Annotated in this window: 14 protein-coding genes and 3 pseudogenes; 5 read left to right on the forward strand and 12 right to left on the reverse strand. The window is 57.7% G+C overall.

Going from position 1 to position 19184, the window contains the following annotated elements; translation table 11 throughout:
- Positions 1-8: 8 nt before the first annotated feature.
- The 5 genes and pseudogenes from C2L64_RS45475 to C2L64_RS45495 form a co-directional block, all read right to left on the reverse strand.
- Positions 9-539, reverse strand: a pseudogene (locus tag C2L64_RS45475) (Mu transposase domain-containing protein); the annotation flags it as partial.
- 111 nt (positions 540-650) lie between these two features.
- Complete coding sequence (locus C2L64_RS45480; RefSeq protein ID WP_086910688.1) at positions 651-1655, reverse strand: tyrosine-type recombinase/integrase; 1005 nt, start codon at positions 1653-1655, stop codon at positions 651-653.
- Entirely contained in the window at positions 1652-2593 is a 942-nt protein-coding gene (locus C2L64_RS45485) for a tyrosine-type recombinase/integrase (RefSeq protein WP_103153929.1), read from the reverse strand. Before C2L64_RS45485 ends, C2L64_RS45480 begins: the two co-directional genes overlap by 4 nt.
- Entirely contained in the window at positions 2590-3840 is a 1251-nt protein-coding gene (locus C2L64_RS45490) for a tyrosine-type recombinase/integrase (protein ID WP_103153930.1), read from the reverse strand. Before C2L64_RS45490 ends, C2L64_RS45485 begins: the two co-directional genes overlap by 4 nt.
- A gap of 143 nt (positions 3841-3983) precedes the next feature.
- Positions 3984-4241: pseudogene (locus C2L64_RS45495) on the reverse strand (IS21 family transposase); the annotation flags it as partial.
- A 59-nt stretch (positions 4242-4300) separates the two neighbouring features.
- On the opposite strand from C2L64_RS45495, the gene C2L64_RS45500 reads away from it, so the two are divergent.
- The 3 genes from C2L64_RS45500 (at position 4301) to C2L64_RS45515 (ending at position 7551) form a co-directional block, all read left to right on the forward strand.
- Positions 4301-4555, forward strand: a complete 255-nt coding sequence (locus C2L64_RS45500) for a DUF5372 family protein (RefSeq protein ID WP_158660654.1) — start codon at positions 4301-4303, stop codon at positions 4553-4555.
- Between the two features lie 188 nt (positions 4556-4743).
- Complete coding sequence (locus C2L64_RS45505) at positions 4744-5196, forward strand: helix-turn-helix domain-containing protein (RefSeq protein WP_103153932.1); 453 nt, start codon at positions 4744-4746, stop codon at positions 5194-5196.
- Positions 5197-5466: 270 nt separating this feature from the next.
- On the forward strand, positions 5467-7551 hold the full coding sequence (locus C2L64_RS45515) for a recombinase family protein (RefSeq protein ID WP_103153934.1): 2085 nt from the start codon (positions 5467-5469) through the stop codon (positions 7549-7551).
- A gap of 6 nt (positions 7552-7557) precedes the next feature.
- Here the strand turns inward: C2L64_RS45515 and istA are convergent.
- Positions 7558-8289: pseudogene (gene istA, locus C2L64_RS45520) on the reverse strand (IS21 family transposase); the annotation flags it as partial.
- A gap of 353 nt (positions 8290-8642) precedes the next feature.
- On the opposite strand from istA, the gene C2L64_RS45525 reads away from it, so the two are divergent.
- Positions 8643-10505 carry a tyrosine-type recombinase/integrase gene (locus C2L64_RS45525; RefSeq protein WP_158660592.1) on the forward strand — a complete coding sequence of 621 codons (1863 nt, stop codon included), beginning with the start codon at positions 8643-8645 and terminating at the stop codon, positions 10503-10505.
- Between the two features lie 165 nt (positions 10506-10670).
- Here the strand turns inward: C2L64_RS45525 and C2L64_RS45530 are convergent, their stop codons facing one another.
- From C2L64_RS45530 to C2L64_RS45555, 6 genes are all read right to left on the reverse strand, one after another.
- Positions 10671-11033 carry a hypothetical protein gene (locus C2L64_RS45530; protein ID WP_103153936.1) on the reverse strand — a complete coding sequence of 121 codons (363 nt, stop codon included), beginning with the start codon at positions 11031-11033 and terminating at the stop codon, positions 10671-10673.
- Between the two features lie 368 nt (positions 11034-11401).
- Positions 11402-12844: an ISKra4-like element ISBusp5 family transposase gene (locus tag C2L64_RS45535; RefSeq protein ID WP_103153937.1), complete on the reverse strand. Its 1443-nt coding sequence runs from the start codon at positions 12842-12844 to the stop codon at positions 11402-11404.
- A gap of 353 nt (positions 12845-13197) precedes the next feature.
- On the reverse strand, positions 13198-13674 hold the full coding sequence (locus C2L64_RS45540) for a MaoC family dehydratase (protein WP_103153938.1): 477 nt from the start codon (positions 13672-13674) through the stop codon (positions 13198-13200).
- A 211-nt stretch (positions 13675-13885) separates the two neighbouring features.
- Entirely contained in the window at positions 13886-15466 is a 1581-nt protein-coding gene (locus tag C2L64_RS45545; RefSeq protein WP_103153939.1) for an aldehyde dehydrogenase (NADP(+)), read from the reverse strand.
- A 217-nt stretch (positions 15467-15683) separates the two neighbouring features.
- Positions 15684-16232 carry an IS630 family transposase gene (locus C2L64_RS45550; protein WP_103153940.1) on the reverse strand — a complete coding sequence of 183 codons (549 nt, stop codon included), beginning with the start codon at positions 16230-16232 and terminating at the stop codon, positions 15684-15686.
- Complete coding sequence (locus C2L64_RS45555) at positions 16229-16690, reverse strand: helix-turn-helix domain-containing protein (RefSeq protein ID WP_103153941.1); 462 nt, start codon at positions 16688-16690, stop codon at positions 16229-16231. The genes C2L64_RS45550 and C2L64_RS45555 overlap by 4 nt, the downstream gene beginning before the upstream one ends.
- Positions 16691-17451: 761 nt before the next feature.
- Between C2L64_RS45555 and C2L64_RS45560 the strand changes: the two genes are divergently transcribed.
- The gene (locus tag C2L64_RS45560) at positions 17452-18969 is read left to right on the forward strand and encodes an ATP-binding protein (RefSeq protein ID WP_103153942.1); all 1518 of its coding nucleotides are present in this window, start codon (positions 17452-17454) and stop codon (positions 18967-18969) included.
- Positions 18970-19184: the final 215 nt, after the last annotated feature.

Raw genomic sequence — 19184 nt, forward strand, 5'->3', positions numbered from 1 at the left:
GGTCTTCTTTATTGGTAGTAGCCGGGACCGCGTACATGCGCGTGGCTCGGGCTGATCCAGTCGGCAGGCGTTGCCACTGCAGCGCGGTCGCGGTTGTTGATCAGGATGTCGCGCACGTGGCGGTAACGGTGCACGCCCAGCTCCAGTGCTAGCGCACAGGCGGCTTCGAGACGTTCGCGGCCATAGCGACGTGAGAGCGAGAGCAATCCGAGGCACGCCCGATAGCCGTGTTCCGGATGGCGTTGCTCCTGCAGCAGCCGGGTAACAAGCGCGCCGGTTGCCGCGCCGATCTGCTGTCCCCAATGAATCAGCCGCTGCGGCGTCCATTCCAGATGAGCGCGGTGCGCCGCCGGCATGTGCTCGACGACGGTGGTGTAGCCGCCTGCGCGGTCGTTGCGTGCGTGGCTGGCGACACGGCGACCTCGATGCAGCAGTTCGACAGCGCCCGCCGTGATGCGCGCATCGAGCTTGAGACCGACCAGCGCGTGCGGCACGCTGTAGCGGTGTTTGTTGATCTCGACGTGATAGTCGATGTGTTCTGTGGTCGACCACAGAACACATCTTGTGTGGCCAAGCGATTTCTGTGGCCTTGGCGCTGATGAGCTGCTTCCGGCGGAGATCCTCGCAGTCTAAAGACCACAGAAATCCAGTTAAAGTGAGCGCAGGAATCGCAGCAGGTCGGATTCCATTCGGCGCCGCGGCGCCTCGCCGGATGGCTGCAGTTGCGCCAAGGCACGCGACTTCATCTCCAGGTCGATCTGTGCGTAAATGTTGGTGGTGTTGAGCGACACATGGCCGAGCCACGCGCGGATGGTGTTGATGTCGACACCCGAGCGCAGGAGGTAGGTGGCCGTTGTATGGCGAATCGTGTGCGGGCTGACCCGCTTCGCACCGACCGCAGGGAACCTCGCCTCGATGCGCTTCGCGCAGCGCTCCACCACTGAGTGGACTCCGAATCTAGTAATCGACGTACCACGCCGGTTCAAGAATGCATGCTGGTCAGCTGGCCGACCAACAATCAGTGCCGAGATCTCCGCTGCCGTTTGCGGCCAGAGGGGACATAATCGCACTTTGTTGCCTTTGCCCAGCAATCTGACAAACGCGTTGCCGTTGCCATCTCGCGACTGCAATTGCAGATCCTCAACCTTAACCTGTGCAACTTCTGTCGCTCGCGCACCAGTGTTGTACAGGAACATCAGCAGCGCATGGTCACGCCTTCCCTGTGCCGTTCGTAAGTCTGCCGCAGCAAGAAGTGCATCCATCTCGGGTTTCTCAAGGTAGGGAATCTCGGGGCGTGCGAACTTACGGAATGGGATCGCTAAGACACGCCCGGACCATTCCAGGTGCTCTGGTCCGTATTCGCCCACGAATCGCGCGAAGCTATGTATGGCCGCGAGACGTTGGTTGAGGGTTCTCGCGCCCACAGCTTTACCGGTCGTCGCTGTTGGGAGAAATCGGTTGATCAGGTCTCTGCTGATGTCGTCGAGCTTCAGCAGGTCAGGACGCGTTCGTAGTTCGCCCGCCGCGTAGCGAATGAGCCTGGCCAGCGTGTCGCGGTAGCTCAATTGCGTGCTTCGCGCCACACATCTTACCGTGACGAGGTAATCGGCCAGGAAGCGTTTAATCCATGGGGCCAACAGGTTCAGATCGTTCATGACTGGCTCTCCAGCGCGACGTATCGTCCGAGACGGTTCGACGCTTCCACGAGAAGTTCTGGCGACATAGGCAAATAGACCTGGGTGGCCGCTATGCTCGCGTGTCCGAGATAGGTCGACAGCAGAGGAAGAAGTCGCTGCACGTCGGCACCTTGCTGATACCAGGTGGTCAAGCGATGTACAGCAAACGTTGCCCGCATATCGTGCAGACGCGGCTGATACCGGGCGCCGTCGTTGCGCCGAACGCCAGCCTTTGACCTGAGCCTTGCAAATGCGCGTCGGATGCCGCTCCCGGTTGGCCGACCACCGTCACGACGGACAAACAGTGGCGTGTCGTCGCGAGTTTCGATGCTGATGGATGTGTGAACCGCCACCATATATTCGTGCAGGATGTGGACGAGTTGCATTCCAATTGGAACCCATCGTGTCTTGTAAAACTTCGTGTCGCGAACCGTGAGCATCTGCTGCGGCAAATCCACATCTGCGAGGCATAGGTGCAGTGCTTCGCACAGTCGTAGGCCGGTCCCGTATAAAAGCAGCACGAGGACCCGAAGGGTGCGTGCTTCAATCGGCGTCGCGCGGGCACACTCAAGCGCAGCGATCAGTCGGTCGACGTCGTCCTCGGAATACACATAGGGCTGGAAATCCTGATAGCAACGTGGTGTCCTGGCAGGTAGAGGAATGGCAGATACCAAGCCGCGTGCGAGCGCAAAGCGGAAGAAGCCCACGAGAGCAGAATGCTTGCGATGCCAATAGCGGCTGAGCGGTAGATTCCCATCGAGGAATGCTCGAACCTCCGTCTGCGAAATCGAACTGAGTTCCCGCTCACCTCCCACGTACTTGGCAAACAAGACAAGCACGCCATGAATACTATCGCCCTTACATCCACTGGCGTGGATAACCTGCACATACAGTGAGATTGCGTCAGCGAGCTTCATAGAAACCTCCCGAGATCAACGTCAGCCACCTGGCGCAAGCCGTTGATATCGACCTTCGCGTATAACGCCGTGGTGGCGGGATGGCAGTGTCCGAGGAAATCTCCAATCTCCTTCATGGTTAGACCTCGTCCGAGAAGCTGGGTCGCACACGCGTGCCGCAAGGAATGCGGTCCATTGTGTTTGATCAACCGATCCATTGGCCTCAGCTGACGATTCACAACCTGCCAGATCGCGCTGCTGCCAAGTGGTTGATATGGACTACGCAACTGGAGAAACAGCTCCCGCCGATCAGACTTCACTCGAACAAAGCGCAGATACCTCGCAAGAGCATCCGCTACGTCGCCGGCCAATGGAAACACAGCAACATGTGGGCTTTGCTTGGAACGATGCACGCGAAAAAGCGCTTCCTGCCAGTCAAAATCGTCGAGACACAGTCGGCGCACTTCGGCCACACGCAATCCGTACACCGCGAACATCATCAAGATCGCGCGATCACGAATCGCGCCGGGCCGGTTCCCCTCGAGATTCTCAAGGACACGAAGGACTTCCGGCCAGGACGGACCGGCAGGTAGTGCCTCGCCTTGATATACCCGCGGCGGTTGTATCGACGACGATAAACCGGGGCGGCATTGCCCGTGTTCTTCCAAGTAGCGGATGAAACTGCGGATGTTGTAGCCATAGGTTTGCATCGACGCGCGCGTCAGACCATCGCGGCTTCCCTTCGAGGCAAGAATGAGATCGATGGCTTTCCAGTCAAGTCGACGGATGTCATAGCCCTCGGCATTGACGAGCCGGAGAAACTCGGAGGCGCGACCGCTACGCGTGCGAATTGTTAGTGCAGAGAGATTACGCTCGTCGCGCATGAAGCGAGCGTAGGCCGCGATTTGTTCCGACCCAGGCTGCTCGCCGGTCAACGCTTGCGGTCGTCCAAGAAAACGCATCCAGTTCGTCGCTGTCGATAGATACGCCGTTCGGGATGCTTCCCCATCGGTGCGGGTAGGATTAGTCGCTCGACGGTTACGCCATCGATCTGCGAGCTTGCCAAGTTGAGCAGCGGTGAAGGAATCCGGTAACGTCCATCTCAATGCCTCTCCTATCCGCATCATGTACGTTGCATTGCGAATCAAGGTCTTGCGGGAAGCCTGATGGCGTTGGATGTACTCGAGGTATCGAACCCGCTCGCGATAGAGCGGCGCGGTGGTGTGACGGGCAACTGCAGCCGGGTCCTTGAAAAGTTGATCGAACATGAGGAGTCCTCCTTCCGCAAGAAAGCGGAAAGGTAATATTGCTCCTCAAATTGAGACCTGCTTCTGTGGTCTTCAGACTGCGACGATCGCCGCCGGAAGTAGCTCATCAGCGCCAAGGCTACAGAAATCGCTTGGCCACACAAGATGTGAACCGTCACTGTCTTGAAGCGCGCGAGCTCATAGGGCTGTGCCGGCAGCGGCTGCAGTGCCGGCGCGTCCAGCTGGGCGAATGCGCTGGCGCGACATCCCGGCAGCTTCTGGAACGGCCTCTCATTCAGGTTCTTGAGCAGCGGGCGGATCGCCTCATTGACCGAGTGGACCGACTCAAACCGGTGATGACGCAGCCGCGCCATGATCCAGCGTTCGACGACCTGGACCGCAACCTCTACCTTCGGTTTCTCGCAAGTCAGCAACTGTCTGCCATGAGGAACGTCGCGTAGTCAAAGGCGCGTCCTTCGAGATTACCCACCCATTTCATCCAGCGCGTGGAAATCACTTTGTCCTGGTGAGTCGCAAGCAGAACTGGGGTGAAGATCGCGTGATGTATTACGACGCACACAAGCGTCTGTGCTCGGTGCTGGCATCTTGGACCGATGTCCCGGAGCCAGATCTGTTCGCGCAGGCCTCCGCTGGACATTCCTGGTTTAGAACTGACGATCTGCTTCGATTGCGTGCGCTCGTCGACGATTTATTGGGAGTGCGCGATGTCAAATAAATTTCGCCGTTCACGTAAGGATAAATACGCCGATATGGAGATGACGCTGGTTCTGACACATCAAGGATATCTCGGTTTTTACGGGGAAATAACCGCATCGTATATAATAGGCCAGATCACGAAGATACTTGACACATCAAGTGGCGCGGCGTACTTTAATTTCCATTACGTCAACGAGAGATCATGTAATGACCAAGCCACCGTCAAAGCGCGATCGCCTACGCGAACTTGGTATTCTCAATCCTCATCCCGACCGAATACGGGCGCCATGGTTTCGATCGGGCGATTTCTTCGATCCCGACGATCTTGTTCAGGTCAAGTACGAGATGTTGCGTCATGTTCGGGTCGATGGCGCTTCCAAGGCCGAGGCGGCCGCCCTGTTCGGAATGTCCAGACCTACGTTCTATCAGGCAGAGAGCGCCTTTGCGCGCGAGGGACTGCCAGGATTGCTGCCAAAACAGCGTGGACCCAAAGGCGCACACAAACTCAACTCGGTGGTCATGGCGTTCATCGAGGAACGTCTGCAGCAAGACAGCAGCATTCGCGCTCGCGCGCTTGCGCAGGAAGTCGAAACCTGGCTGGAGCTTTCGGTCCACCCACGCAGTATCGAACGTGCGTTAGCACGCAAAAAAAAACCGTAGAGGATTCGCCTCAATTCCCTCTCCCATCGTCCGCGCTTGCCCATTACGAAGTGCTACGGGCCGACCTGCTCGGCGCAGGTCCTAAGTCAGAAGGCCACGCCGCCATACGCTTTCACGGCCTGTTGCACGGGCTGGCGATCCAACGCCCGGATGCTTCGCGCATCGAAGCTCCCGCTTCAACCGTGCCTGCTTCCAACTCAGTGCGGGATAACGGCGCGCTTGTTCGCGTGCTCGCCAACCTCGTACTGCGCACCCACGAGGAGCTTGCCCATGTCTACTAACTCCGCTCTGAAGGTCACCGCAGAACATCTGCGGCGTGATGCGTTCCTCTACGTTCGACAGTCGTCGCTTCGTCAGGTGTTCGAGAATACCGAGAGTACGAAGCGGCAATATGCACTGCGCGATCGTGCCGTTACGCTCGGGTGGCCGATCGAACGCATTCACATTGTCGATAACGATCTCGGCATGTCCGGTTCCAGCGCCGAAGGGCGAGATGGCTTTCAGCATCTGGTCGCAGAGGTCGCCAATGGTCACGCCGGCATCGTGCTGGGATTGGAGGCGTCGCGCCTTGCGCGCAATAACGCAGACTGGCATCGCCTGATCGAACTTGCATCGCTCACACAAACTTTGATTTGCGACGAAGATGGAATTTACGATCCCGGCCAATTCAATGACCGTCTTTTATTGGGCTTGAAGGGCGCCATGAGCGAGGCCGAACTTCATGTTCTCAAAGGGCGGCTACAAGGTGGTATCAAGAACAAGGCACGCCGTGGCGAACTGGAAGTGCCGTTACCCATCGGGCTTGTTTACCACCCGAACGGCTCAGTGGTTCTCGATCCTGATCAACAGGTCCGAGGCGCGCTGCAGTTGCTATTCGATACGTTTCGGCAGGCTGCGTCAGCTACAGCCACGGTCAAACGATTTCGCCAGGAAGGCTGGCTGTTTCCGCGTCGCATCCACCGGGGGATTGGCAAGGGAGACCTGATTTGGGGACCGCTGGAACACTGTCGCGTTATCCAGATATTGCACAACCCCCGTTATGCCGGGGCCTTCGTATACGGTCGCACACGCGGAGTATATCGTCAGGGACGCAAATACTTCGGGCTTAAGGTTGACCGAGAGAATTGGCAGGTGTTAATCCAGAATGCACATCCCGGCTTTATTGATTGGGACGAGTTCGAACGCAACCAGGCGACGCTTAAGCAGAATTTAACGGGATTCGGGCGCGATCGACGAGGCAGCATGCCACGTGAGGGCGTTGGGCTCCTGCAGGGGCGCGTCGTGTGCGGAGTGTGTGGCGCACGCATGCGTGTACGGTATCAGGTCGTCGGTAATAAACTCGAACCCTACTATATGTGCACGGAGAACCCAGTGCGCCGTGCCAGCAAACCCTGCCAATCGGTTCGCGGAAGTGCCATCGACGACGCGATAGGCTCGCTTCTTTTAGAGAGTGTCGCACCGGCCGCTCTCGAGGTCGCGCTAGCTGTCGAAGACGAGATCTCTGGGCGCGTCAAACAGGCCGCCGATCAACGTCAGAACCAACTGGCCCGAGCTCGCTACGATGCCGAGCTCGCGCGTCGTCGGTATATGAGTGTCGATCCCACCAACCGGCTTGTCGCTGACACGCTCGAGGCGGACTGGAACGAACGTCTGCGTGTGCTCGACGGATTGCAACAGGAGAACGAGCGACTCCAGAACGCCGATCACAAGCTGTTAAGCAGCGATGCGCGAACCAAGATCCAGTCGCTCGCCGAAGACTTCCCTCGTGTTTGGAATGATCAACGAGTCGTTCCGCTCGAGCGCAAGCGCATGGTCGCTTTGCTCATCGAAGACGTCACCCTGGTCAAATCCGAACGCGTCGCAATCCATGTACGCTTTCGCGGCGGCCGAACTACCTCATTGGAGATCGATAAGCCCAAGCCTATCGCACTGATTCGAAAGACGCGGCCGGAAGTCGTTTCGAAGATCGACAAACTTCTCGAAACCGGCTCGGACCGACAGGTCGCCGAACAGCTTAATGCACTCGGCTATACAAACTGGAAAGGCGAAACGTTCACGCACAAGAAGGTCTACCTCGTACGCACTGCGTACCGGCTCAAGAGCCGGTTTGAGCGCCTGCGCGAACGCGGCATGTTGACGGCCAACGAACTCGCCGCACAACTCGGGGTCTGTCCGACCAGCATCCACCTATGGGCCCGGCGCGGGCTGTTGCGTCAGCATCGCTACGGAAATCTGCATCGCTGTCTCTATGAACCCGTCGGCGACGTCGTCCTGGTCAAAGGCCAAGGCGGCCGCTACAGTTCGACACAACCGACGTTTATCGCTGTTCCACCAACCGCACAAGGTGCAATATGAAGCGTACGCCTTGTCCTGCGGACGATATACGCGTGCAGGAAGGAATGACGTGCCGTAGTGACGCGCAAAGTCCAGCACGGTGTCGCTGGCGCGAGGTTCATAGCGGTCGGGATCGGCAATCATCGCGCGCGGGTTATCCGGCACGATCAGCTGCGGCACGCCACCATAGAAGGTCAGCGCACGTGCGATGCCGCCCAGCCAGTCCTCCATCGTTTCGGCTGGCGTCGCGCATGCGAACGTGTAACTCGATGCGCCCATGGCTGCCACGAAGATGTGCGCGCGGCGTCCAGTCGTCAGCGGCAACGTGGGGCCGGCGAAGTCGACAAACAGTTTCTCGCCGGCGCGGTGAATCTGACGCATCGAGCGCTTCAGGCGTTTCGTGAACGCCTTGTAGTGCTCGCAGAACTGCGTATAGCGGTAGGTCTGCCGGTCCGCGAACTCGGCCTGGTACTCCTCCCACAGCAACGTAAGCGTCATGCCCTTGCGAAGCAGCTCCTGGTGGATGCGTCCGTAGTCGGGCTGGGCGTAGCCTGCTGGCCCCGTGGGCTTGCCGAGGAGCCGCCGCTCGAGGTCGCCTTCATCCATATCGCAGGCGCTTGCCCAGTCCAGCCCGGCGGCACCGGCCAGTCCTATGTACTTCGTGACCACGCCCTTGGATATGCCCAGTGACGCGGCGATCCGATCGTGCGAGAAACCGCCGTCGAATTTAAGTCGTAAAACGTCGTTGATCATGCGCATGTTCATCCGGTGCGCGGGCATGCTCTCTCCGGCAAAAGCCGGCGAGCATAGCCCGCGTAGTTGATGTCATGCGCAACGCCAATCCTGCCTTCCGGTCCGCTCGGTCACGTTCCCGAAATGCCCGGTCACGTTGCCGAAATCGCCGGTCACCATCCCGAAACGGCCGGTCACGTTCGTCCGAAATACGCAGTAGCGATCGCGTCAAGGTGATACTTCTTTATCACTGTGCGCGGCAAAGGACTACATTCTGGGCATGGGACAACACCGTCTGGCGCGAGGTGATAGGGACAAGCCAACGTTCGTTTGCCTTGGCCAACCACGTAATAACTTGCGCTGGTGGTGAGCGAGAGGCGTTGATCGCCGTCGCCTATCTACTCCAATGTCTTAACGACACCTCCTGTTTCAAGGGGGTGAAACGGGCTGCCTTGGCAGAAAAGGTTTTCGGCAAGGACCATGTTACTGCGACGTTGAAGCGGGTGACAGATATCGCGGCGAAGTGGGGTTATCGAAGTTCCAACAAACTGCTGGTGAGCATGGTTGCCGAGCTCCTGCTCATGAACAGACAGCCGGACCTTGAATCCCTGACCGCCGAGTTCATCGAGGAAGCTCGTGTCCGCTGGTGCGACTCGATTCCGCGCAGTTGCCTGTTTTTCCTGCTGACACGCGCCCTGACGGGGCTAGGGATAGTTTTAGATGAGCCCAAGGTGCGCGATACCGTTGACAGGGAATTCATACATGCGGCGGGGATCGCAAATATTGCCTCGGATTGGGTCGCGATGGTGGAGCAATGGGCGGCGACCAGCACACTGACAGCACTCAGCCGCCGGCAATTTCGAAGCAGGATTCTGAAGGCCGGTCGCTGGATGAAAGACCGGCATCCCGAGATCACCCGCGCCGATCAGTGGACGCGGGAAACGGCAGTAGAATATGTCGCCGCCGTGGACCGCATGCATGTCGGAGACTATGTGTGGAACACTGCCGTTTTGAGCGACAAATATGGCAAACCGATCGCAGCGCGCTCCAAAAAATCCTTGCTCGATTCGATGCGGTGCTTTTTCGCAGATGCTCAAGAGTGGGAATGGATACCACGTCGCTTTGATCCGTCTCGCGCGTTCGCTACACCCCGTTCGGTGAAATCACTCATAGGGCCTTCGCCGCGCACTATTGCCGACGATCTATGGGCCAAGCTTCTCTGGGCGGGGCTGAATCTGACGTTGAATGATCTTCCCCTGCACGGCAGCGCCGCTTCTGGCAGCGACAAGCTGCATGGGAGTCGTCGCTGCACTGGCGGCTACTATCCACTCGAGATGATGCAGGCGTTGAGCATCGTATGGCTCTTCGCCGGATTACGTAGTGACGAGATCGTACGACTGCGCACTGGCTGCGCGCGGAAGGAACCGTTGGCAGGAAATCTGGCTGAGCATTGCTGGATGCTCGATGTTCCGGTTCACAAGACTGGAACCGCATTTGCCAAGCCAATCGACGTCGTCGTCGGGGAAGCAATCCAGGCTTGGGAACGAGTGCGCCCGGTCCAGCCGCTCGCCGTCGATAATAAGACCGGCGAGCAGGTTGAATTCCTGTTCTCGTATCGCGCGAAAATGATCCCGCATAACTACCTGAACCGGCGTCCGATTCCCACGCTGTGCCGGAAGGCGGCCATCCCAGCTTCAGACGCACGCGGGCACATCAGCAGCCACCGCGCACGCTCGACCATTGCGAGCCAGCTCTTCAATGCCAAGGAACCGATGACCCTGTTCGAACTGCAGGCGTGGCTTGGTCATCGCTCCCCGGTGACCACGCAGCACTACGTCGCATTCACGCCCACAAAGCTGGCAAAAGCTTACTCGGAAGCGCAGTATTTCCAGCGGAACCTGAGGATGATGGAGGTGCTGATCGACCGGCAGGCTATAGATGAGCGGAGCACCGATCAGCCGTGGCGCTATTACGACCTGGGCCACGGATTGTGTTCGTATGAATTCTTTGATCAATGTCCTCACCGCATGGCTTGTGCACGGTGCGACTTCTACGTTCCGAAGGAATCGACCCGCGCCGAGCTGCTTGCATCGAAGGCCGGGATGATTCGGATGCTGCAGGAAATCCCGCTCACCGATGAGGAACGCGATGCGGTGGACGGTGACCAGGAGGCTGTCGAACGCCTTCTTCGACGCCTGGATGCGACACCGGCACCAGATGGTTCGATTCGGTCAAAGCGTTGAGTGGCCAAAATCGTTCAATTCCACATAATTGAGGCTATCTACCCCTTCACTTCTGGACATTTTCACGGGGAGGGCGAAAAACGCTCACACAACTAATTTTGTTACTAGTTTTCAAGCGGGTTACTACCGCCCCCTGCGGCCCGCCGGTCAACGTGATCGCCCGGTTTAGTCTGTTCCATGGCTGCGCCGTGTCTGGTCCGCTACCGCGAGCGCGTGACGATACCCGCCCGCCGTTCTCGCCAGTTTCTCTGCCTCGCTCCAGAAACCGCGACGGGCCTTCACGCAGTCGATAAACAGCCGATAGTCGGCTGCGACGGTCGTGGCCATCGGGCTGGGTTTGGCCACCGGCGCCATAGCAGGGTAGGGGAGCGCGTTACCAGCGACATGCGGGCATGTCGTCGCGCAGCGACGCAGTCCGGCGATGGCGGCAGCCGGCGTCGCGGCGCAGACCTGCAGGCGTGCGTTTTCCCAGCGGGCAACAAACTGACCATCGACGCCTTGATAGTTCGAGCCGACTCCGATATCCAAGTCCGGAGTGAGTAGGCGATTTTGTACCGCGCGTTGCGGCCTTCGTGAACGATGGCCACGCGATAGTCGAGATTGGCGGACGGAGTCGGTTCCGGGATCGGTGCCACGCTAACGAACTAACGGCTCCGTGGCGATCGCGCTGCGTTGATCGCAGCAAAGAAGGTCAGCGCGCCCAGCGTTCTCGGAAGCTCGATGGGCGATGTCGTGGAGGGCGCGTGTCGACCCAACCCGGTCACTCAGTACGTATTTTCGTACGACCGCTTAGCGCCGAGAACAAGACATAGAAGTGCCGAGAAGCAATTTCCTGCGCTGACGGTCAATTCGAGATGCGCTGAAGGGCAAGCCGCACCTGCCAATCGAGGAAGCCGTTAAAAAGACTGGGAAGTTCGTTGCCAAGGCCACGTAACACGTCGCTGTCCAATCCACGGAAACTGTCGTCGCGCGAGTTCGTGGAATTCCTGGTTCAACAACGCGACGCGCAATTGCACGACACTGTGTGCCCCCACGCGACTCCAGCGCATATGCTGGCTCTTGCACATTCGACGGCCAACGATTCGATTAATTGACGATTCGACGAAGCCGGTGGAGATTCGTCCTCCCGCACGTTGCCATGTGCGATAGTCGATCAGCGACTCGGCGTTGCTGTCGAGATACGTGACCACATTCGAGAGGCTATAGCTCGCTTTCCTTACTTGGCTGCTCACTGCTGGATCTCGTGTCTCGCGTAGATCAAGCAAGTGAGCAAGTCTAGCTGCAAACTGCTGCCAGGCGGCAGTACGTCCGACCCAAACGTAGTGGCGGAAGCGGACAAACAGATCCCACAGTTCAAACGCTGATCCACTGTCCGTGAGTCGCCCATATGCCAGAGGCGCGATAGCCTGCTCAACGCGTCGCAACATGCGCCCGATGTGTGCCCAATCGAGAATCCACTCGTTATCGTATGGGAGATCATTAGCGACGCCGGCCAGGTCCCGAGCTCCATCAGTCAGGACAACGACTTCATTAGGATCCCCGTATCCGCTGTCCTCGAGGAATCGTGTCATTTCTTGATTCAGTCGCCTGGTGCGCGGCATGGCGGAAGCCCACACTCGTGGCTGCTTACCGGCTTGGCCCAAAGCAGCAACGACGACTGCGATCGACGACGGCCGGTTCCCGGCTTCTGCGCGATTTTCCTTGCCGGAACCCTTGCGATTGCAACGTGCGCGACGGACATAGCCGACGTCAATGCCAAGCTCCGCAATCGGCTTTTCCGTCTCGCACCACCGACGCACCGGCGGTGCGTGCTGTATTGATTTTCCGATGGCCACCGTGTGGTTGCGGATGGTTACATGATTGTCGCGACCCGAGGTGGGTAGCAGAAGGTCCATGACTGCCTTGGCCTGCCGGTACGGCATCGTGGCGCCAAGCTCCGCGTGCAGCCATCTCAGTTCGCCGGTACTTGCCTCCGTCAGGTAGTTCTTGAGCGGAGAAACATATCTTGCGCCGTCTGCGCCGCAATTGCAGGCCTTCCATCGTTCGCGGCAATAGTAAACCTTTCCTAGCGCGGTCTTCAGCTCCGAGCAATGATTATCATGCAGACGACGCTGGACGCCGCAATCCACACAGGATCTATGCGAGGCGCAAAAACGTTCGATCTGCTCGACAACGAACTCCTGCTGCACACAATTGAGCAAAGACTTCCCTTCACTGAGTGACAGTCCCACGTCTCCTGGCGTCTGGTCGTCGATGAGCCTGTGCAACCGCATGACCTCAACCCGCTTTACCACACTCCCGTCGCCGTTATCGAACTCAAGAACGATCGTGCATCGCATGGTGGCTCCTGGGTCTCGTCGTTAGGGATACGATACCCCGCGGTGCGCTCGTCTCCCAGCCTTTTTAACGGCTTCGTACGATGCGGGGATGACCATGCCGATCAACGATGCGTACTTCTTGGGTCACAACGGGCTGCGAGGGTAACGAAACGGGCATGATTTTTCCCATACGGCTTAGAATCGCGGTCTGTCACTGGCGGACAGAGATATTGCAGACGATGCAAAGTTGGTCAGGAAACGAACGAGCGTCGGGTAAAAGCGGATGCGATCCGCTTCTCAATCACCATTTGCTAGTGACACCGACGATTCCGTTCTGCGGCTTCAGCCAATATTGTCCTCGATGGTTGCCGAATTCAGGACATCGTACGCAGCAGGTACTTATGCTGACCAGATAGCACCAGTTCTCCCCGCTGATTGTGGACGGTGACGGCAGTCGTCACCTGACCCTTCTCATCCATCGGCAGGAGATCTACAATCTCGAGTGCCGGGTAAAGCGTATCCCCGGCATGGACCTCGGCAAGGAACTTTACCGACAATTCGGTGAAGGCCACGAAAATTGCGCCGAAATTGTGTGGCAACAGCGTCGCGCCGGGCGCGGTGAAAGCGAGAACTTGGAGACCATGTACCACCGGGGCCGGATGACCGTAACGTTTGGCATAGCCGACATCGTAGTGGATCGGATGATTGTCGCAAGAGACGGCTTGAAACGCGGAAGCATGAGCGTCCGTTAGCGTCCGACTCGGAGCGCGAAAGATCTCGCCAAGCTGCAGCTCGGAAAATGTCCGCGCAGGCACGATTGGCCAGTCGGTGGGGTCAAAGCTGAAAGCCATACCTCTTCTCCTTAAGTTTCACAATGTCGCGGGCGCGTCGCAACAAATCCAGTCACGCAGGAATTCGTAAGCAATTGCTCTCAGGACGATTCCACAACTGCTGCGTGTTGTTAACGCAACGACGCGCCCCACGCCTCGCCGCATGATTGCCTGGTTTCAATTTGCATCGGATTGTTCGCAAGCCGGTAATCCGCGCGACCCGGCGCACGCGCTATTGGTGCTTGAGTTCGCCATCGATCACGCGCCAGAGCGACAGTGGATTGTCGTCTTGAAGTGCTGGCGGCAGAAGTTCCGGTGGGAGGTTTTCGTAGCAGACTGGACGTAGGAACCGTTCTATTGCCGTGGCTCCGACTGATGTGAAGCGACTATCCGATGTGGCAGGAAAAGGGCCTCCGTGCACTGTTGCATAGCCGATCTCCACCATATTCGAAAATTTGTTGGCAAGGATGCGGTTAGTCTTGCTTTCAAGAATTGGCATTAGCTGCAGGGCGAGTTCGGTATCGCCAGGTTCCATGTGCACCGCCATGGTCAATTGTCCGCGCAAAATCTTCGCGACTTCAAGCAGCTCCTCCTTATGGGCACAACGGATAAGGATGGCCGCCGGACCGAACATTTCATTCGTGAGTTCAGGCGCAATCATGACATTCATCGCATCGATCTCGAATATCTCCGACTGGCCTTCGAATGCGCCTTTGGGCGCCTGCCCCTTGGCAACGACGGTGCTTCCCGTACCCGAACGGCTGCGCGCGACCGCAGAATTAAAGCTTTTATAGATTGCCGGATTCAGCATGGTCTCGGATTCCTTGGCTGAAAGCGCGGTGGCCAGTGCAATTCGCAAGGTGTTAAAGTGTTCGTCGTTGACGGCTAGGATCAGGCCGGGTTTAAGGCACATCTGGCCGACGCCAACTGTCATCCGTTCAACGAATTGGCTCGCGAACTCTTTTGCACGAAGCTTCATCGCGCCGGGAAGGACGAAGTTGGGATTGACGCTCGTCATTTCGGCAAACACTGGAATGGGAATTTTTCGCTGTGCTCCCCGACGCACCAGTGTCATCCCGCCCCCTTCTGAACCAGTGAAACCGACGGCTTGGATCGCGGGGTGGTCAACCAGCGATTCACCGACTTCATTGCCGTTTCCAAAGAGAAGTGAGAACACGCCCTGGTGGAGGCCGCAATCCCTGACCGCACGCTGGATGGCACGGCCGACAAGTTCCGATGTGCCGGGATGTGAGCCGTGGGCCTTGACGACTACGCTGCAGCCTGCCGCGAGAGCCGAAGCCGTATCTCCACCCGCGACCGAATAGAGGATTGGGAAATTGCTTGAGCCGAACACACCTACTGGACCAAGAGGGATCTTTTGCATTCGCAAATCGGCGCGCGGCAAAGGTTGGCGTGATTGATCGCTGGAGTCGATCGTCGCGTGCCGCCATCGTCCGTGCCGGACGACATCGGCAAACATCTTCATTTGCGCCGCCGTACGCTGCGTTTCACCTTTGATTCGAGCCGTCGTCAAGCCCGTTTCGAGTGCTGCTCTTGCATAGAGCGGTTCTCCGAGGCCGAGCAGATAATCAGCGATGGTTTCGAGGAACCGACCCCGGATTTCGGGCGAAGTGTTGCGGTAAGACTGAAAGCCTTCTTTCGCAAGTTCGCAGGCGCGGTCCACCTCGGCCGATGTTGCGACCCCGAACATCGGTTCGATTTCTGCGCCCAAGGTTGGGTTGAATGCACGGAAGCATCCAGCCGAGCCGTATGCAGTCGATTGGCCGATAAGCATTTCGCCAGTGACTTTCATGGTTTTAACCTCGCTTTTGAAATGCGAACGTGAGATCCAAACGGATCCGTTTTGGCGATAGCTGGTCCTGTGTCTCCTGATTGCACGTGCGATTAGGCGCGGTGATGAGGTAAGAGACGGAATTGCTCGCGTATGACAAGTCTCGACTATGCACAGTGTCGGGGCTGGTGCTCAACTTAAAAAATATTAAGGAAATTTGATTGAGCAGAGTAAGTGTTCACGAAAAATTAACTCGGAATTTCGAACCATATCCGTTGAGCAGAATTTCCAGCTCCGCATCGATGGTTCCTTTCGTCCACGTCGCGAATCGCCGCCAGTGGTACTTGAAGTGCTTCCATACGATCTCAATGAGATTCAGTTCGGGACTGTACGGTGGCAGATAAAACAGGAGTGCTTTGTGTTCGATGAACCTGCGGTCCAGTGTGACCTGATCGATTCCGGAATGAATGCTCGCATTGTCGAGTACGATCACGGTCGGTCTACCATCGCCGTGACAAATCAGGTCATTGAGAAAACCTTCAACGTGAGGCCCTTTGACCGTATGGCTGGTTGCTGCATGGACGAAACTGTTTTCAGCGAAGTTCAGTGCGCCCATCACATTGCGTCGACAATGGTGGTTGGGCTCAATGGCATGGGGCAGTCCACGTGGTGACCAGCTACGCTGCACAGGCGGTGATGCGTAAAAGCCGGCCTCGTCGAAATAGAACAGGCGACACTGGCCATCGCGCGCGGCGACTTGAAGCTTCTCAAGCGTGGCCTGTTTCATCTCGAACTCCTGTTCATTGCGCTTTTTTTCAGCGAGAAGCGATTGCGCTTGAAAGTGAAGCCCGCACGCTTGAGGGCTTCACCCAGCGTTTCTATCTTGCAGGGCAGCGCCTGGGCTTGTGCCTGCTCAACGCGTCGAGCTATCTGGGCGAGGGTAAGCGGCTCTGCCCGCGCAATCTCCAGCGTGACAGCGACCACGTCATCGGGAAGCGCACGCGGCCGACCGCCGTTGTGACCGCCCATGAGCGCGCAAACGCCTCCAATACGCCACGCGTGAGCCCAGTTGTAGACAGCTTGGTCGCTCACACCGAGGGCTTCACAAACGACCTTTGGCTTATCCCCGCGAGCGAGCATCAAAAGACCGGTGGCGCGTCTGCGCGTGTTCTTGAACCGGTGATTGATCGCCATCTTCTGCAATGTGATTTCCTCGGCCTTCACAAGGTTGACACGGCATTTCATCGACACCTCGGTAGCAGGGAAAAATCCAGGTTACCGAAATCCAAACGGTTTTACCAGGAACACTTATAACCATTTGTATCTTTAGAAGAAAACCAGCGATCTCTCTCAAGAGGGACGCTCGACAGATGATTCGGTTCGGACGCTAAGCAATCGATGGAAGCGTGACGTCGAATTTGCTGGACACGAGAGAGTTCCGAGTAGATATGGACTGCAGATTAATGGATCGAAAACACGTCGATGCATCTTCACTCCGGTTGACGCATGGACTTCGATGCCAATCCATATCCGTCTCGTTGCCTGTTGCTGGTCGGATAACACCATGAAGATTGTCACGCTCGCCTCCCGATTCGGGTGACACACCGCCTGATATGGTGAAGTAAGAATTTGTTGAAGCAGGACTTCTCGCCGACATATCCGATCAGGCCTGGTGTGGCGACGTCACATGCATCGCGACCGACGAGGTCCGTATCTCCCCCATCAAAAATGCGCGACGATTGTTGATTTTTTTTCAAAACACTTTCCCCAACTGAACAGTTTATTGAAAAAGGTGAAGCGGGCACACTCCAATCAATATTGCAAGTGCACGTGATCGGGTGATCCTCGCGAGGAGAGCGGGCAGCGACGGAAAAGAGGCGATATTGGTCTTCGGGGACAGCAATGGTGGGGCAGGTGCGATATGCGCCATAAGCTAGCCGTTGGCTGCCTCAAGCGCGATTGTGATCGAGGAACTCTGTTCCATTTTGACCAACAGGAGCGTTCGCATGGCAGCGTTGGATCGTCCTTTGAACTTTGGCAGCGGCGTGATGGAACTGGGTCGGTTTCAGGTTGATCTTGGAACGCGGGAACTGCGCCGGGACGGCGTCGCTATACCAGTCGGGGCGCGGGCCTTCGATATTCTGGCGGTGCTCGCTTCGGCTAGTGGTCGCCTTGTCACCAAGGATGAGTTGTTAAGCGTGGTGTGGCCGCAAACAATCGTCGAAGAAAACAACATCCATGTCCACCTGTCGGCCTTGCGGAAAATTCTCGGTTCCGACCGGAATCTTGTTCTCACCATACCAGGGCGCGGGTATCAGATCTGTGTGCGAAGATCGGAACTGGCCGTCCCATCCTCGCTTGGCGTGCCGATGCGAGTTGCGCCATCGAACGTCGCGTTGGTCGGGCGGGAGATGGCGATTCAGCGGGTCCTGGCGATGCTGGATAGCTCGCGCCTTGTAACGCTCGTGGGCACTGGTGGGGTCGGCAAAACGCGGCTCGCGCTCGAGGTCGCTCGTCGAGCGGAACAAGACGCGGCGGAACCCACTTACGTCGTCGAGCTATCAGGCTTGACCACGCGGGATTCAATGGTCGATGCCATTATGGAAGCCTGTGGTCAGCCGACAGGATGCGCTGGAGTCCCTGAAGGCGGCGTCGCCTGCGCGCTGTCGGATCTGCGCGGGCTAATGCTTGTCGATAATGCTGAACATCTGATCGCGCATGTGGCGGAGATAGTCGAGGCCTTGTTCGCTACAAACAACCACGTACGTATCGTCGTCACCAGTAGGGAACGTTTGCGGATATCGCCCGAGCAGACATTCAGGGTCGATCCGCTCGAAACTCCGCCGGCGGATGCCTCGCAAACTGACATCCTTGCGCACTCCGCAGTCAGGCTGTTCCTGCAGCGTGCAAGCGCGATGCAGGTAACCGTGGACGCTGACGGCCGGCAGCTACAGCTTGTCGGCGAACTTTGCCGACGGCTGGATGGCATTCCGCTCGCGATTGAACTAGCCGTTGCCCGCGTCGCTGACCTCGGCCTCGACGGCGCACGGCGTTGCCTTGATGATCGCATGGCGTTTCTAACCGGCGGATATCGTACTGCACGGCTGCGGCACCAGAGCCTGCGCGCGACCTTTGACTGGAGCCACGCATTGCTCAGTCATAGCGAGCGGACTCTCTTCAGACGCATCGCGATATTCGATGGTCTCTTTACGCTGGACTGGGTTGGCGCCGTGGCATGTGACACGACGCTTTCTTTGAGCAATGCAATCGCGGGAACTGACGCGCTAGTCGCTAAGTCTCTATTGAATGTGCAGATGGAAGGGCCGCGCGTTTTGTACTGGCTTTACGAATCTACACGTGCATATGCGCTGCAAAAGCTACGCGACGAAGACGAACTAGAGGCAATCAGCGTTCGACACGAACGCCTAGCCGTTTGCCTCCCGCGGCGGGCATATGGAGGTTACTTGAACCCCGAACCTGGAAGTGTGTCTCGGACCTCACCCGCTGCGCGGCCCACGCGGTGAATTGAGTGTCTGCGCGAGTCGGCGGATTTGCCATCAGGTAAGCTGCGTAATTCGAGATGGCCTCCGGCGGTTTGAGTGCACGACTGTAATGAAGTGGCAAGAACGGGAGGAGCGGCGCCCACGTTGAGCACCCCACCGGAGGATACCATTGCCATACTTCGTCCCGACTTCATCAACGCTGCAGCTCGAGATGATGAACAGGGCGCAGCTCTCTC

The sequence above is a fragment of the Paraburkholderia hospita genome, assembly GCF_002902965.1.
Taxonomy (GTDB): domain Bacteria; phylum Pseudomonadota; class Gammaproteobacteria; order Burkholderiales; family Burkholderiaceae; genus Paraburkholderia; species Paraburkholderia hospita.